Origin of the sequence: Xanthomonas nasturtii, assembly GCF_023337365.3 — a bacterium.
Lineage (GTDB): Bacteria > Pseudomonadota > Gammaproteobacteria > Xanthomonadales > Xanthomonadaceae > Xanthomonas > Xanthomonas nasturtii.
This window is the reverse complement of the sequence record NZ_CP142084.2, coordinates 122,672-139,594: the sequence shown is the minus strand read 5'-3', so window position 1 is coordinate 139,594 and position 16,923 is coordinate 122,672. Positions and strand designations below refer to the sequence as shown.

Here is a 16,923-nt window from a genome sequence, read left to right as displayed (position 1 = left end):
AAGTGCGTGCGAACGTTGCGGGATGCAGCGGCGTTGTCGCGATAACGCGAATGCCGGGTGCAGGCATGACGGTGCGAGCCATGGTACCGGGAAGCAGGCAGAGCGGCGATACGCGCCTGCATGCAAGCGCAACGCTGAGGCAGGCCGCATGAGCGGGGCTGGAATAAGACGGCAGGGTGCCTGGATCGGTGCATTCCCGCTGCAGTGGCTGATGTGGTTGGCGCTGCTGTGCGGCGGGCTGTTGGCCACCGCCAGCGCGCGTGCAGAGGACGGCTACGACCTATGGTTGCGCTACCAACCGCTGGCCAATGCCGGGCAACTGCGCGACAGTGCAAGCGAATTGGTCATCGTTGGTGAGTCGCCCACCCTGCAGGCGGCACGCCATGAGCTGGAGCGTGGCTTGCAGGGATTGGTGGGAAGCACACCGCCACGCGTGGACGCAGTGACGCGCGATGGCGCGCTGATGCTGGGCACCGCCAGCGCGCCGCAGATTGCGGCCTTACAGCTCGATACCCGCCAGTTGGGCCGCGAGGCCTATCTGATCCGCAGTGTCCGTGTGGATGGCAAGCGCGCCACGGTCATCGTCGGCGGCAGCGATATCGGTGTTTTGTACGGCACGTTCCACCTGTTGCGTCTGCTGCAGACCGGCCAGCAGATTGCCGCATTGGATCTGCGCGAATCGCCGCGCCTGCAGCTGCGCATGCTCAATCATTGGGACAATCTCGATGGTGTGGTGGAACGTGGTTATGCCGGCGCCTCGCTGTGGAACTGGCAGACACTGCCCGGCTACCTGGATCCGCGTTACACCGACTACGCGCGCGCCAATGCCTCGCTGGGCATCAACGGAACCGTGCTCAACAACGTCAATGCCAAGGCGTGGAGTTTGACGCCGCAGTATCTGGACAAGGCTGCGGCACTGGCACAGGTGTTTCGTCCCTATGGCATTCGTGTGTTTCTCAGTGCGCGCTTCAGTGCGCCAATCGAGATCGGTGGTTTGAAAACCGCCGACCCACTGGACCCGCAAGTGCAGCGCTGGTGGCGCGACACCGCCGACGCCATCTATGCGCGCATTCCCGATTTTGGCGGGTTTCTGGTCAAGGCCAATTCCGAAGGCCAGCCCGGCCCGCAGGACTATGGACGCAGCCACGCCGATGGCGCAAACCTGCTGGCCGATGCGCTGGCGCCGCATGGCGGGGTGGTGATGTGGCGCGCCTTCGTCTATTCGCATGAGCAGCCGGACGACCGCGCCAAACAGGCGTACAGCGAATTCGTGCCGCTGGATGGCGCCTTTCGCGGCAACGTGATCGTGCAGGTGAAAAACGGCGCCATCGATTTCCAGCCACGCGAGCCGTTTCACCCGTTGTTCGGCGCGATGCGCAGGACACCGCTGATGCCGGAGTTCCAGATCACCAAGGAATACCTGGGCTTTTCCACGCATCTGGCCTACCTGGGCACGCTGTTTTCCGAAACCTTGCAGGCCGACACCTATGCACGCGGCAAGGGCTCGACGGTGGCGAAGACGGTGGATGGCAGCCTGTTCAACGATGCAAAACGCACACGGCTGACCGGCATTGCCGGCGTGGCCAATATCGGCGCCGACCGCAACTGGAGCGGCTCGATCTTCGACCAGGCCAATTGGCATGCCTATGGGCGGCTTGCCTGGGACCCGCAACTGTCGCCACAGGCGATTGCGCAGGACTGGGCGCGCATGACGTTTTCCAACGAGCCGGCGGTGGTCGAACCGGTGGTCGGCATGCTGCTGCGCTCGCGCGAGGCGGTGGTGGAGTACATGACCCCGCTCGGCCTGCATCACCTGATGGCGCGCGGCCACCATTACGGCCCGGCGCCGTGGGATGCAGGCAGCGAGCGCCCGGACTGGGACCCGGTGTATTACCACCGCGCCGACCGCAACGGGATTGGCTTCGACCGCAGCGCCAGCGGCAGCAATGCCGTGGCGCAATATGCGCCGCCAGTGGCGCGCGTGTTCGGCGCTGTGCAGCGCGTGCCCGAGCAGCTGCTGCTGTGGTTCCATCATGTGCCATGGACCCATCGCATGGCCTCTGGCAGGCCGCTGTGGGACGAGTTGGTGTGGCGGTACGACCACGGTGTGAGCGAGGTGGCTGCGATGCGCACCACCTGGCAAGGCCTGTCCGGCAAGATCGATGCGCCGCGCTACCAACAAGTGGACGCTTTCCTGGCGATCCAGCAGCGCGAGGCGCAGTGGTGGCGTGATGCCAGCATTGCTTATTTTCAGAGCGTGTCCGGGCGCCCGCTGCCTGCCGGCGTGGCACCGCCAGCGCATCCGTTGGCGTATTACCAGGCACTGACATTTCCGTACGCACCGGGGAATCCGAAGTGAGCGCATGCCGGCTGAACGTGTTGATCGCCGCGTTATCGGCGTTGCTGCTGCCGCAACTGGGAAGCGCTGCAGATGCATCGCTGCTGCATCCCGTTTTCCAGGACCATGCGGTACTGCAGCGCGATGCGCCGATCCGCCTGTGGGGCGATGCGGCGCCGGGCGCGCGTGTCACGGTGCAACTGGAGACGGCGCAGATGCAGGTTCGCGCAGACCGGCAAGGGCATTGGCAGGCGCGCCTGCCCGCGCATGCGGCCGGCGGCCCGTACCGCCTGAAGGCCAGCACTGCCAACGGGGTGGTGCAACAGGTCGACGATATTTTGATCGGCGATGTATGGCTGTGTTCGGGGCAATCGAACATGGAGCTGCAGGTGCATCGCACGCTGGATGCGCGCAGCGAGATTGCCGACGCCGACCACCCCAACATCCGCATGTTCAAGGTGCCGGCGCAATCCAGCCCCACCCCGCAACGTGGCTTCGGTGGCGTTGCAACGTGGCAGCGCACCACGCCGGAGACAGTGAAAGAGTTTTCGGCCGCGTGTTACTACTTCGCGCGTGAGTTGCAGAAGCGTGTCGATGTGCCGATGGGCTTGATCAACGCCTCGTGGGGCGGCTCGCAGCTGCAGGCCTGGATCGGCGACGCGCCATTGCGTGCGGCCGGCGACGATGGTCCGGCACTGGACGTGCTGGCACGTTACGCAACCGACCCGGTGGCTGCCGCGCCGCAGTGGGCCGCGCTGTGGGAAGCCTGGTGGCATGCGCATGGCGAAGGCGAACCGTGGCAGCCGGATGCGCCCGGCGACTGGCAGAACGCGCCGCCGGCACTGGGCGCATGGGACGACTGGGGCGTGCCGCAGCTGGTCGGCTTCAACGGCATGGTGTGGTACCGCACCAGCATCGAGCTGACACCGGCACAGGCCGCCCAGGACGCCACGTTGTTACTGGGCCCGGTGGACGAGCTGGACCAGACCTGGGTCAACGGGCGCGGCGTGGGCAGCAGCTACGGTGCGGACCAGCCGCGTCGCTACACACTGCCGCGCGGGCGGTTGCATGCCGGGCGCAACAGCGTCGTGCTCAATGTGCTCAATACCTATCGGCGCGGTGGCTTGCTGGGCGATGCGCAATCGCGCGCACTGCAGTTTGCCGATGGCAGCACAGTGGCGCTGGACGCGCCCTGGCAATACCGCATCGTGCCGCAGGCAGTGGGCTCGCCACCGCGGGCGCCGTGGTCGTCGGCTGCCGGGCTCACCACCTTGTACAACGGCATGATCGCGCCACTGGGGCAGCTGGGCCTGCGTGGGGTGCTGTGGTACCAGGGCGAATCCAATGCCGGCGATGCGGCACATTACCCGGCCTTGCTCAACGCATGGCAGCGCGACTGGCGACAGCGCTTCGGTGCGCAATTGCCGCTGCTGGTAGTGCAGCTGGCCAATTACGGCACCCCGCCCACCCAACCGGCCGAAAGCGGCTGGGCGCAATTGCGCGAGGCGCAACGGCGCTTCGTTGCCGACGATGCACACGCCGGCTTGGCGGTGGCGATCGATATCGGCGACCGCTACGACATCCATCCGGCCAACAAGCAGGAGCTGGGCCGGCGCCTGGCGCGTGCAGCGCGGCATGTGGTGTATGGCGAGGCGATTGCGCCGTCCGGCCCGGTGCCGCGCAGTGCCCATCGTGCGGGCGAGGACGTGCGCATCGGCTTCGACGCTGTCGACACCACGCTGCTGAGTTATGGCGCCGACGCGCCGATCGGCTTTGAGCTATGCGGCGAGGCTGCCGGCACCTGCCGCTATGCCAGCGCCACGCTGTCCGGGCGCGAGATCCAGCTGCATGTTCCCGCCGGCCTGCAGGCCACCCGCGTGCGCTACTGCTGGGCCGACAGCCCGGTGTGCACGCTGTACGACCGCAGCGGCCTGCCGGCCGGCCCCTTCGAACGTCCCATCACCGCAACCCCTTCCCCCTGAGCGAGATCACGATGTCACAGACTCCCGACTCCCCTGCACCGCTGCAAGGTTCTGCCCGCGACCGCGAGATCGTCGAGGCGCGCGTCATCGTCAGCTGCCCCGGGCGCAATTTCGTCACCTTGAAGATCCGCACGCGCTCGGGCATCACCGGGCTGGGCGATGCCACGCTCAACGGGCGCGAATTGGCGGTGGCGGCGTACCTGCAGGAACACCTGGTGCCCAACCTGATCGGCCGCGATGCCGGGCGCATCGAGGACATCTGGCAGTTCTTCTACCGCGGTGCGTACTGGCGGCGCGGGCCGGTGACGATGAGCGCGATTGCCGCGGTGGATGTGGCGTTGTGGGACATCCTGGGCAAGATGGCCGGCATGCCGCTGTATCAATTGCTTGGCGGGCGCTCGCGCGAAGGCGCGCTGGTGTACGGCCACGCCAATGGCCGCGATATCGCCGAAACCAGCGATGAGGTGGGCCGCTTCCGCGAGATGGGTTTTATCGCCATTCGCGCGCAATGCGGCGTGCCCGGCATCAAGAAGACCTACGGCATTTCTGTCGGTGGCAAGCCCTACGAGCCGGCCGAAAGCGAGCTGCCCACCGAAACCGTGTGGTCCACGCCGCGCTATCTCGGTGTGGTGCCCAAGTTGTTCGAACAATTGCGCAGCGATCACGGCGACGAGATCGAGCTGCTGCACGATGCGCACCACCGGCTCACCCCGATCGAAGCCGCGCGCCTGGGCCGCGACCTGGAGCCATACCGGTTGTTCTGGCTGGAAGACGCCACCCCGGCGGAAAACCAGCGCGCATTCGAGATCATTCGCCAGCACACCGTGACACCGCTGGCAGTGGGCGAGGTGTTCAACTCGATCTGGGACTGCAAGCACCTGATCGAGCAGCAACTGATCGACTACATCCGCACCACCATTGTGCATGCCGGCGGCATCACCCACGTGCGCCGGCTTGCCGATTTCGCCGCGCTGCACCAGGTGCGTACCGGCTTCCACGGCGCCACCGATCTGTCGCCGGTGTGCATGGGCGCGGCGTTGCACTTCGACACCTGGGTGCCCAACTTCGGCATCCAGGAATACATGTTCCATTCCGACGAAGCCAACGCAGTGTTCCCGCACGACTACGTATTTCGCGACGGGCGCTTGCACTGCGGCGAAACCCCCGGGCATGGCGTGGACATCGACGAGGAGCTGGCAGCCAAGTATCCGTATGTGCCCAAACAGTTGCCGGTGGCGCGGCTGGAAGACGGCGCGATGTGGGACTGGTGATGCGCCCGCTTCCTGCGATCTGGGGGGCAGTGCTGATGGCCTTGGCGGCGCCTGCACGTGCGCAGGCGCCAGCGTCTGCCGATGTCGCCTTCGATTGGTTCGACTACCGCGGCGACGATGCGGTGTTCGCCACGCCGCTGCCGGCCGGCCATTACCGCAATCCGGTGCTGGCTGGCTTCTATCCGGACCCCAGCATCACCCGCGTCGGCGAGCGCTATTACCTGGTCAATTCGACGTTTGCGTACTTCCCGGCGATTCCGGTGTTCGAGAGCACAGATCTTGTGCACTGGACGCAGATTGGCAATGTGGTCGAGCGCCGCGAGCAACTGGATTACGACGGGCTGGGCGTGTCGCGCGGCATGTTCGCCGCCAGCATCCGCCATCACGCCGGGCGCTTTTACGTGGTGGGCACCTCGGTCGATAGCGGGGGCAATTTCATCGCCAGTGCCAGCGACCCGGCGGGCCCGTGGTCGGCGTTGACCTGGCTGCCCAGCATCGATGGGATCGACCCGTCCTTGTTCTTCGACACCGATGGCAGCGCGTATCTGCTCAACAACGGCCCACCGCAAGGCACGCCGTTGTACGAAGGCCATCGTGCGATCTGGATGCAGCGTTTCGACCTCGCCACCAAGCAACCGGTTGGCCCGCGCAAGGTGCTGCTCAATGGCGGTGTGGATCTGGCCAGCAAGCCGATCTGGATCGAGGGACCGCACCTGTATCAACGCGACGGGTGGTACTACCTTTCCTGCGCCGAGGGCGGCACCGGGCCGCAGCACTCACAGGTGGTGTTGCGTAGCCGCAACGTGTGGGGGCCGTATGCGCCCGCACCGAACAACCCCATCCTGACCCAACGCGATCTGCCGGCCGCGCGTGCGCACCCGATCAGCAATGCCGGCCACGTGGACCTGGTGGACACGCCCGATGGGCAGTGGTGGGCGGTGTTTTTGGCCAGCCGCCCATACGCTGGCGATCGCTACAACACCGGGCGCGAAACGTTTTTGCTGCCGGTGCAGTGGCGCGATGGCTGGCCGTCGATCTTGTCGGCGGGCCAGCCGATTCCCTACATCGCCAAGGCGCCCACCGGGGCGAAAACAGCGCGTGTCACGCAGGCGCCGTTGTCGGGCAACTTCACCTGGCATGACGACTTCGACAACGCCACGCTGCAGCGCGAGTGGCTGAGCGTGCGCGTGCCCAGGGGTGAGCTGGCCGATCTGCGCACGCGTGCAGGCTGGCTGACGCTGCATGCCGGCACGCAGGGGCTGGACAGCGCCGGCACACCGGCCTTCCTCGCACGCCGCCAGCAACACACGCGCTTTACGGCAAGCACGGCGCTGGATGTGCCCGTGCGGGCAGGCGTCAGTGCGGGGCTGGCCGCGTTTCAACATTCCAACGCGTGGTATGCACTCGGCGTGCGTCGCGATGGCGATGCGCTGCGGGTGTTCCTGGACAAGCGCGATGGCGCCACCACCACCACGCTTGCACAGGCCCGCATTCCGGCAACCGCACAGCTGCGCCTGCAGATCAGCGGCGATGGCGGCGCGTACAGCTTCGCCTTCGACGCCGATGGCCGCGGCTGGCAATCGCTCCGCCGCAACGACGATGCCGGCTTTCTCAGTACCGAACAGGCGGGCGGCTTCGTCGGCAGCATGATCGGGCCGTTCGCCAAAACGCACACCGACCGCCAACAGGACTGACCATGCCCTCCTACCCGCCCGCCCGTTTCCGCTCGCTTGCGCACGGCGTCCTGCTGGTACTGGCGTGCGCCACAGGCGCTCCCCAGGCCGCCACACCACCGCCGTACCTGGACACGCAACGCAGCTTCGACGCGCGCGCCGCCGATCTGGTGGCGCGCATGACGCTGGAAGAAAAAGCCGCGCAGATGCAGAACGCCGCGCCCGCCATCGCGCGCCTGCAGGTGCCGGCCTACGATTGGTGGAACGAAGCGCTGCACGGCGTGGCGCGTGCCGGCGGTGCCACGGTGTTTCCGCAGGCGATCGGGCTGGCGGCCACCTTCGACACCCCGTTGATGGCCGAGGTGGCCACCGCCATCGGCGACGAAGCGCGCGCCAAGCATCATGCATTTCTGGCGCGCGGCGAACACAAGCGCTATCAGGGGCTCACGTTCTGGTCGCCGAACATCAACATCTTCCGCGACCCGCGCTGGGGCCGCGGGCAGGAAACCTACGGCGAAGACCCGTTTCTCACCGCACGCATGGGCGTGACCTTCGTGCAGGGCCTGCAGGCGCAGCAGTGGCCGTACCGCAAGCTCGATGCCACCGCCAAGCACTTCGCCGTGCACAGCGGCCCGGAGGCAGACCGCCATCACTTCGATGTACACCCCAGCGAGCGTGATCTCTACGAGACCTATCTGCCGGCGTTTCAGGCCCTGGTACAGGAGGGCAAGGTTGCTGCGGTGATGGGCGCCTATAACCGCGTCAATGGCGAATCCGCCTCGGCCAGCACGCGGTTGGAAGGCATCCTGCGCCGCGATTGGGGCTTCGATGGCTATATCGTCAGCGACTGCGCGGCAATCCGCGATATCTGGCAGAACCACAAGATCGTGCCCACGCCCGAAGCGGCGGCCGCACTCGGCGTCAAGCACGGCACCGACCTGGATTGCGGCGACACCTACGCCGCGTTGCCGGCGGCGGTGCGTGCCGGCTTGATCGACGAGGCCAGCATCGATACCTCGCTCAAGCGCCTGATGACCACGCGCATGCGCCTAGGCATGTTCGACCCGCCGGCCAGCGTGCCGTGGGCGCAGATTCCCGCATCGGCGAATCAATCGCCGCAACACGACGCATTGGCGCGCCGCACTGCGCGCGAATCGCTGGTGTTGCTGAAAAACGACGGCGTGTTGCCGCTCAAACCCACGCTCAAGCGCATTGCCGTGGTCGGCCCCACCGCCGACGACCCGATGTCGCTGCTGGGTAACTACTACGGCACGCCCGCTGCACCGGTCACCATCCTGCAAGGCATCCGCGATGCCGCACCGCAGGCGCAGGTGGTCTATGCGCGCGGCAGCGATCTGGTGGAAGGACGCGAAGACCCCAACGTTGCCGCACCGATCGAATCGCGCTATTTGCGCCCGGCGACCGGTGCCACGCAGAACGGCCTGACCGGCGACTATTTCAATGGCCGCGCCCTGGCCGGCCGGCCGGTGCTGACCCGTATCGACCCGCGCATCGCCTTCCGCTGGGACCGCAACGCGCCCACCGACGATGCGGTTGGCCGTGGCGAACTGCAGCCCGACCGCGCGCTTGGCAAGGACGATTTCAGCGTGCGCTGGCATGGCCAGTTGCTGCCGCCGGTTTCGGGCACGTACGACCTGCAGATTGCCGCCGACGATGGCGTGCGCTTGTACCTGGACGGTAAGTTGCTCATCGATCAATGGAGCGATGCACCACGCATGCGCGGCGGCAATGCCAGCGTGGCGCTGGAGGGCGGCAAAGCCTACGACCTGCGTGTGGAGTATTACGAAGCCACCCGCGATGCCGGGGTGCGCCTGGCCTGGCGCATGCCCGGCGCCACACCGCCGCTGCAGGAAGCGGTGGACGCCGCGCGCGATGCCGAGGTGGTGGTGTTCGTCGGCGGCCTCACCGGCGATGTCGAGGGCGAAGAAATGGACGTCAATTACCCCGGCTTTGCCGGTGGCGACCGCACCGACACGCGCTTGCCCAAGCCGCAGCGCGAGCTGCTGCAGGCGCTGCAGGCCACCGGCACGCCGGTGGTGGTGGTGCTGACCACCGGCTCGGCGCTGGCCATCGACTGGGCCCAGCAACACGTGCCCGCCATCCTGCTGGCCTGGTACCCCGGCCAGCGCGGCGGCAGTGCGGTGGGCGATGTGCTGTTCGGCCAGGCCAGCCCCGGTGGCCGCCTGCCGATCACCTTCTACAAGGAAGACGAGCGCCTGCCGGCCTTCGACGACTACGCCATGCGCGGGCGTACCTATCGCTACTTCGCCGACAAGCCGCTGTATCCATTCGGGCATGGCTTGTCGTATACGCAGTTTGCTTATTCCACCGTGCAGCTCGATCGCAAAACCGCGGCTGCCGACGGCACGCTCACGGCCACGGTCACGTTGAAGAACACCGGCCAACGCGCAGGCGACGAAGTGGTGCAACTGTATCTGCAGCCGCTGAAGCCACAACGCGAACGCGCCATCAAGGAACTACGCGGCTTTCAACGCATCACCCTGCAGCCGGGCGAACAACGCCAGGTGCGCTTCACCGTCAAGGCGCAGGACGCGCTGCGCATCTATGACGACCAGCGCAAGGCGTACACCGTGGATCCGGGCGCCTATGAGGTGCAGATCGGCGCCTCCAGCAGCGACATCCGCAGCAAGCAACGCTTCACCGTCACCGACAAGTAATCGCGCCCCCAGAAGCCGCCGTGAAAAGCCCCTCTCCCTCCGGGAGAGGGGTTGGGGTGAGGGTACGGCCACCAAGCAAACCCGCAGCACCCCACGATTAAAAAAAACCATGCCAATCCCCACGCTCTCCATCGCAGCACTCGCTCAGCTACCCACCACCGTTCTCACCCCAAGCTACACCCCAAAACACACCACCATCGGCATCGTGCATCTGGGCGCAGGCGCCTTTCATCGTGCCCACCAGGCCGTCTATATCGACGACCTACTCGCCGAAGACCCCACCTGGGCCATCTGCGCCGTCTCCTTGCATAGCCCGCGCGTGCGCGATGCGCTGCGTCCACAAGATGGGCTTTACACCCTGGCCTTGCTCGATGAACACCCGCAGCTGCGCATCATCGGCGCCATCCGCGAGCTGCTCTGCGCGGCCGACGAACAACCTGCTGTGCTCGCACGCCTGGCCGACCCTGCAGTGCGCCTGGTCACGCTCACCGTCACCGAAAAAGGCTATTGCCTGGCCGGCGACACGCTGGACCTGGCGCATCCCGACATCGCCCACGACATCGCCCACCCCGCAGCCCCGCGCAGTGCCATCGGCTACCTCGTCGCCGGGCTGCAGCAGCGCATGCGCAACGGCACCGCGCCATTCACTGCGCTCAGCTGCGACAACCTGGCCGACAATGGCACGCTGCTGCAGCGCGCCGTGGTGCGGCTCGCAGAACAAAATGACCGCGCGCTTGCGCAGTGGATCGCGCAACACGCAGCCTTCCCGCGCTCGATGGTGGACAGCATCACGCCCGCCACCGATGACGCGCTGCGTGCGCACGTGCAAGACCAGCTCGGTGTGCACGACGCCTGGCCGATCCAGCGCGAGCGTTATAGCCAGTGGGTGATCGAAGATCGTTTCTGCAACGGCCGCCCTGCATTCGAACGCGCAGGCGTCACCCTGAGCGAGGACATCGCCGGCTATGCGCGCGCCAAGCTGCGCCTGCTCAACGCGCCGCATTCCGCGCTGGCGTATCTCGGCAGCCTGCTCAACCTGGAGACGGTGGCCGACGCCATGGGTCACCCTGAACTTGCGGCTTTCGTCGAGACGCTGATGCGCGATGACATCGCGCCCACCCTGCAGCCGATGCCAGGCTTCGACCCACGGCACTACAGCGACGCCATCCTGGCGCGCTTCCGCAACCCCGCCATCCGCCACCTGCTCGCCCAGATCGCCTGGGACGGCTCGCAGAAGCTCCCGGTACGCCTGCTCGGCACGATCGGCGATGCCCTCGCTGCCGGCCAACCGATCCAGCGCCTATGCCTGCCGGTTGCCGCGTGGCTGCACTTCATTCGCAGGCAGGCACACGAGGGCGTGCCGTTGGTCGACCCGTTGCGCGATGCACTCGGCGCACTTGGACGCACCGCAATCGGCGACGCAAGCCATGACGTTGCTGTATTCCTGACGCTGGAGGCCGTGTTCGGATCGTTGTCCGCAGACCCGCGCTTCTGCGGGGCGCTGCAGACGGCTTACGCGACCCTTGGCACTGCGACCCCGAATGAGGTGGCGCAGTTACTTGGTCGCCCCTGAAAAACCCCCAAACCACATCCATTGCAGGGCTTTCCCCGCATTTTCGACGTGCTGGAACTGCCAGTTTTCGTTAATGTACGCACTGGTTTCTGGCAGTTTTCGCCCATGCGCACACGCCGTCCCGCTGCCGATCACTTACCTGCCGATGAGTTGTTTCGTTCGCGTCTGGAAAACCAGATCGACCTGCGCCATCCACTGGTTCAACTAAGCCATCGGCTGCCGTGGAGTGTGTTGGAGCAGGCGCTATCGCCACGATTGCCGGCCACAACTGCCAGCGGCGGACGGCCCGGCCTGCCGATGCGTCTGATCGCCGGGCTGCTCTACCTCAAGCACGCCTACGACCTGTCCGACGAGGCCGTATGCGCGCGCTGGCTGGAAAATCCGTACTGGCAGTTCTTCACCGGCGAGGTGGTATTCCAGACCTGCTTGCCGTGCGATCCCAGTTCCCTGACACGTTGGCGACAGCGTCTGGGCGAAGCGGGCATGGAAGAGCTATTGGCGCACACGATCAACACCGCGCATGCGATGAAGGCGGTGGATGCACGCGAGTTGTCGCGGGTGATCGTGGACACCACCGTGCAGGAAAAGGCGATCGCCCATCCCACCGACAGCCGGCTGCTGGAGGTGGCGCGCAAGAAGCTGGTGCTGCTGGCCAAGCGCCACGGCATCGCACTACGACAGACCTATGCGCGGCAAGGCCCGGTCTTGAGCCGCAAGGCCGGGCGCTATGCGCATGCGCGCCAGTTCAAGCGCATGCACAAGGTGCTGCGACGCCAACGCACGCTCCTGGGACGCGTATTACGCGATCTGCAACGCAAGCTGGACCCCTTGGTGCGTGAGCGCATCAGTGTCTGGCTGGAACGCGCACAACGGGTGTTGACACAACGCCCCAAGGACAAGCAAAAGCTCTACGCCCTGCATGCGCCGGAAGTGGAATGCATGAGCAAGGGCAAGGCGAGGACACCTTACGAATTTGGCGTCAAGGTCGGCATTGCGGTGAGTGCGCGCAAAGGCTTGATCGTGGGCGCGCGCAGTTTTCCCGGCAATCCTTACGACGGCGATACGTTGGCCGAGCAGCTGGAGCAGACGCGTGGGTTGCTGCAGGATGTGAATGTGACCCCGCAGGTAGCGATCGTGGACCTGGGGTATCGCGGACGTGAGGTAGATGGCGTGCAGATCCTGCATCGCGGCAAGGCCAAGACGCTGACACGACGGCAATGGAGCTGGATCAAACGCCGGCAAGCGGTGGAGCCGGTGATTGGACATCTGAAACAGGACTGCCGCTTGAATCGCTGTTATCTAAAGGGTGCCCAAGGCGATGCACTGCACGTGCTCGGCTGCGCCGCCGGCTACAACCTGCGCTGGCTGATGCGCTGGATCGCCTTTTTGCGTGCCTGGTTGCAGGCGATGGCAGGGGCATCCTTGAGCCTGGCGCACCGGTCGCCGCTGACCTTTGGTGCTTGAAGGGGGTTTTTCAGGGGCGACTACTTGGTTCGCTACATGGCGCGTAGGGCCATGCCGTCAACGATGTTCGGTGACAAAGCAAAGAGGTCACGTGCAGCGTGAAAACGCTGACGGATTTCGGTCTACAGCGCGCCTTGTGTGGTTCGGGCATCCACAGCACATCGGGGTTGATCGGAGTGCACTCAACAAGACGTATCGTTTCGTCGGTCGTTGCAACCCAATGGGCTGCGATGAATGCTTCTGCATTGCATCTGTTTTGCTGGCGCAACCGAACGTCATCCAGACGCGATCACCTGCCCGATCCGAATCAGATTGCCGCTCTCATCCACAATAGCGAATTCGCGCATGCCCCAGGGCTTGTCGCCAACCGGATCGAGCCGGGGAATGCCTAGCGCCGGCAGCGTAGCGACGTTCATTGCTGCGTGGAGGGCGTCCGCATCGCCCACGCGGATGTAACAGCCTGCATAGCAGGCAGCCGGATCCAGGTTCGGATGCGCGAAGAAGTGTAGCTCCACATCGCCACGTTGCAGGATTGCGTAGCCCGCATCATGCGGATGCGCATCGCCGACAAAGCCGAGCCGCCGATAGAACGCCACGGTCTGCGCGATCGAGCGGCTGGGCACTGTTGGAATGGTTTACGCGTTCGTGTTGATGCCGGCTTCCATCACCAACCTCAATAGATGTCAGGGCTTCAGAGTCGCGACGAACCTCGCGAGCAGTCGTGAGGCACGTGTGGCCGGCACGCTAATAGGCGGACCGTACACTTGCAACATGCCAACTCCATGCGTCGGCCACAACGTACTGGCGGTTACGCAATCGCTTAGTTAGTCGCACTTGAACAGACCGCAGTCTGCAGAGCGGAACAGCGCCAGCTGCGTACACTGGCAACAATCGCTGCACAACCGGATTGCCTGGCATACCAAGCCGGCGCAAATAGCCGCAACTATAGGCGCTAAAAGCATAGCCCAACGCCCGCAACAGCTGACCGCCCCACCGCATGCAACCCTCGCGCCAGCCCGGCACGAATCTTCCCATCACTACCGCGCCACACTGGCCTGCCAACAACGTAAGCAAACACGTCGATGCCAATCGTGACCAGCACCAGCACCAACGCTGCAAGTTTCGGATTCGACGCGAGACATGCAATACCACCGCCGTCAGAACGAAGATCATTTTGCGATTCCACCTTGTTCGCCACATGTCTACATTCCCTTTGGGTTGCAACTTCGTCGACACAGGCGTCATCAAGAAACCGGGCAGGTGGCCGCCGGATCAAATCGTTTGCGGTTGCTTGCTGCTACGCATTTCTGAAAGACGCATCAGCACAAGGACCAGCAGGGCCACAAAGCTCAGCTCCCAGACGTAGAACGCTGCACCCACCTGGTCGATGATCACTTCGTGCCCGGCTTCGTTTTTTAGATAGCGGGTGGCGCGAAAGGTGTCCATGCCGATCAGGCAGGCCGCAAACAGCAGTCCCGATGCCATTCTATACAATTCCTGATTAGCCCCATCCCTCAGCCATGGAAGTTGCTTGCCATGCGCAAAACGCGCTCTGGGCAAGGCATGCAGCGCATCAGCGCCGTCGCCAGTCGCGGCAGCATTTGCTCCAGATGAAACCTGCGGTTGAATCGATAGGCCGCTTCGGCCAGGTAGCGCCGCGCATACTTGGCTTGGCGCACCGCATGGTAGGTGCCGCTGATGGCACGTTTGACGTTGGCCAACACCACATTCAACCAACGCGCCCCCTGGACGTCGGTTGCGGCACGGCCACCGCCGGTGTCCAGGGTGGTGTGGGCATGCCCGGCCTCCTCCAGACGGCGGAAACACGCCAGCCCGTCGCTGTAGACCTCGCATTCCGGCTCCAGACGTCGTTCGATCCAGTCCTTCAGCGAGGCGTTGTCAAAGGCTTTCACCGGCTCGATCACCGCGAAGATAGGATGTTCGTGGTTGTGGTCCACTTGCACCGCGATCACGAACGGCTGTTTGTTCTCCGACCCTCGTCAGCGCTTGCCGCCGGTGCGTTCCCCACCCAGATACGCATCGTCGATTTGCACGAATCCGCTGAGTTTTCGCGGTTCTTCGCGCTCGACCATCGCCTGCATGATCTTGTGCTTCATGCGCCAGGCCGCCTTGTAGTTCACGCCAAGATGCCGCTTCAACTCCAGCGCTGCCACGTTGGTCTTGCTGGAGGTCAGCAGGTAGATCGCCTGCATCCACAAGCGCAAGGGCAGCTTGCTGGACTGGAACAGCGTGCCGGCACGCAGGGTTGTTTGATGCCGGCACGCCCGGCATTGGTAGTACACCAGCCCATCACGTCGAAAGCGCGAACGCGCGCGCCCCTCGCACTGCGGGCAGCAAAATCCGGTCGGCCAGCGCCACCGATACAACGCCCGGTAACACTTGGCTTCGGTTCCGTAGCCATCCACGAACTCGCTCATCGACAATCCAGGCTGAAACTGCACGATGTTGATACCCATGTCCCACCCCTACTGTCTTCACGTGGGGTCATTGTCCAACTGACTTGTCGCAAATCCTGCAACTGCCGGCTGAGCGATGGGGCTAATCAGGTACCTTTTTGATAATTTATGTATCTTTCCAAGTCAGCACCGTCAACAGATCTTTCGAAGATACCACTACTGCCCCGCGTTTCGTTTAAATAGCTTCCGGATCTTAGGTATCCCCACGTTTTACAGCACCAACGTCGTCTGCTCGCGCACTGCGTCGGGCAGTGTGCGTAAGCGTTCTAGCCAGCGGGAGACCGGTTCCATCGGCCAGCGCCTGACCAACGCCTCGCGGCCGACACGCAGTGTCGAATAGAGCTTGCGGGTACTGTTGCGCGGCGATAGCCACTGCGCGATGCCGGTGGCTTCGCAGCCCAGTCCTGCCAGCCAACTGGCGAAGGTGGCCAGCGTATTGAGCAACAACAGGATCTGCAGCCGCTCACCGCGTCGGGTCAAGCTGTCTTCCATCGCCTGGCCGTAGCGATGTGACTTCAGATCACGAAATGCCAGCTCGATCTGCATACGTCGTGCATACAGGTTGACCAATTGCTTCGCGCTGGGTGCTTGTAACTGCGGGGAGGCAACAATCAGCCATGGCTCGCGCTCACGTGCTGCTGCTTTCAAACTCGATGATGCGCGCGAGACCTTGGCGGGTGAGCGTCGATTGCGCTGCTGCCGTCCCTGCGGTGTCTTGGCGTAGAGCACCAGGCGGCAATCGAGCGGATCGCTGCGATTGGCCTGCATCGGTGGCAATTCGTGTGCACGGTTGGACGCCAGCGCATGCAGGCGTCGGCTATCGATCCATTGCGTTGCATCATCGGGCACGTCTTGCGGCTTGACCTGCGTGTGTCCGCGCAGTCGCCCGACCCAATCCCAGCCCATCGCCGACACCGCACGAAACCATGGCGTGCGGAAGCCGGCATCAGTGACCAGGATCGGACGCACATCGTCTGGAATCAATGCGCGCAGTTGCTGCAAGAAACGCTTCTCCGCGCCAGGAGAGCCTTGTTGCTTTCCCGGAACCACCATGTCCAGCAAGGTGAGCGTGCGCCCACCGATCGGGACGGCTGCACGCAGCAGGCACCACGATTTGTCCGGCTTCAGATCGCTCCAATCGATCACGATCGTCGGCTGCGTGCCGCGCAACAGCCAATGCGCCATGTCCCGCTCGATCACGGATCGCTCGGCGTACAACGCGCGATTGCACAGCAGGCGGTCGCATGCCTTGAGGGGCGCACGTACCCGCGTCGCGCCTGGCCACGCGCGTGCGATATCGATCAACGTCAGCCGACCTCCATGCACTAGCGCTTCAACCGCGCGCAGCAAGCTGCGTTGGCGTAATGCATGCATCCCGGAGAGTGAGTTAGACAAGCACTTCTGCAATACTTCGCTGGCGCGCATGGTCGGTACTCTTCTTTGGCT

The 16,923-nt window shown here is 64.6% G+C and carries 9 protein-coding genes and 2 pseudogenes; 7 read left to right on the top strand and 4 right to left on the bottom strand.

The window, feature by feature from the left end:
- Positions 1-148 precede the first annotated feature (148 nt).
- The 7 genes from M3O59_RS00570 (at position 149) to M3O59_RS00540 (ending at position 13,000) form a co-directional block, all read left to right on the top strand.
- On the top strand, positions 149-2,359 hold the full coding sequence (locus tag M3O59_RS00570; protein ID WP_283161300.1) for an alpha-glucuronidase family glycosyl hydrolase: 2,211 nt from the start codon (positions 149-151) through the stop codon (positions 2,357-2,359).
- Positions 2,356-4,320: a sialate O-acetylesterase gene (locus M3O59_RS00565; RefSeq protein WP_116906795.1), complete on the top strand. Its 1,965-nt coding sequence runs from the start codon at positions 2,356-2,358 to the stop codon at positions 4,318-4,320. The genes M3O59_RS00570 and M3O59_RS00565 overlap by 4 nt, the downstream gene beginning before the upstream one ends.
- Positions 4,321-4,331: 11 nt before the next feature.
- Complete coding sequence (manD, locus tag M3O59_RS00560) at positions 4,332-5,591, top strand: D-mannonate dehydratase ManD (RefSeq protein WP_116906796.1); 1,260 nt, start codon at positions 4,332-4,334, stop codon at positions 5,589-5,591.
- Entirely contained in the window at positions 5,591-7,285 is a 1,695-nt protein-coding gene (locus tag M3O59_RS00555) for a glycoside hydrolase family 43 protein (protein ID WP_116906801.1), read from the top strand. The genes manD and M3O59_RS00555 overlap by 1 nt, the downstream gene beginning before the upstream one ends.
- 2 nt (positions 7,286-7,287) lie before the next feature.
- The gene (locus tag M3O59_RS00550; protein ID WP_116906797.1) at positions 7,288-9,963 is read left to right on the top strand and encodes a glycoside hydrolase family 3 protein; all 2,676 of its coding nucleotides are present in this window, start codon (positions 7,288-7,290) and stop codon (positions 9,961-9,963) included.
- Positions 9,964-10,072: 109 nt separating this feature from the next.
- Complete coding sequence (locus M3O59_RS00545) at positions 10,073-11,536, top strand: mannitol dehydrogenase family protein (RefSeq protein WP_116906798.1); 1,464 nt, start codon at positions 10,073-10,075, stop codon at positions 11,534-11,536.
- Between the two features lie 105 nt (positions 11,537-11,641).
- Positions 11,642-13,000, top strand: a complete 1,359-nt coding sequence (locus M3O59_RS00540) for an IS5 family transposase (RefSeq protein ID WP_330462196.1) — start codon at positions 11,642-11,644, stop codon at positions 12,998-13,000.
- A gap of 275 nt (positions 13,001-13,275) precedes the next feature.
- Here the strand turns inward: M3O59_RS00540 and M3O59_RS00535 are convergent, their stop codons facing one another.
- The 4 genes and pseudogenes from M3O59_RS00535 to M3O59_RS00520 form a co-directional block, all read right to left on the bottom strand.
- Entirely contained in the window at positions 13,276-13,632 is a 357-nt protein-coding gene (locus tag M3O59_RS00535; protein ID WP_116907057.1) for a bleomycin resistance protein, read from the bottom strand.
- 640 nt (positions 13,633-14,272) lie between these two features.
- Positions 14,273-14,488: pseudogene (locus M3O59_RS00530) on the bottom strand (hypothetical protein); the annotation flags it as partial.
- Between the two features lie 26 nt (positions 14,489-14,514).
- Positions 14,515-15,477 (bottom strand): annotated as a pseudogene (locus tag M3O59_RS00525) (IS1595 family transposase).
- 210 nt (positions 15,478-15,687) lie between these two features.
- Entirely contained in the window at positions 15,688-16,902 is a 1,215-nt protein-coding gene (locus M3O59_RS00520; RefSeq protein WP_249054692.1) for an IS4 family transposase, read from the bottom strand.
- Positions 16,903-16,923: the final 21 nt, after the last annotated feature.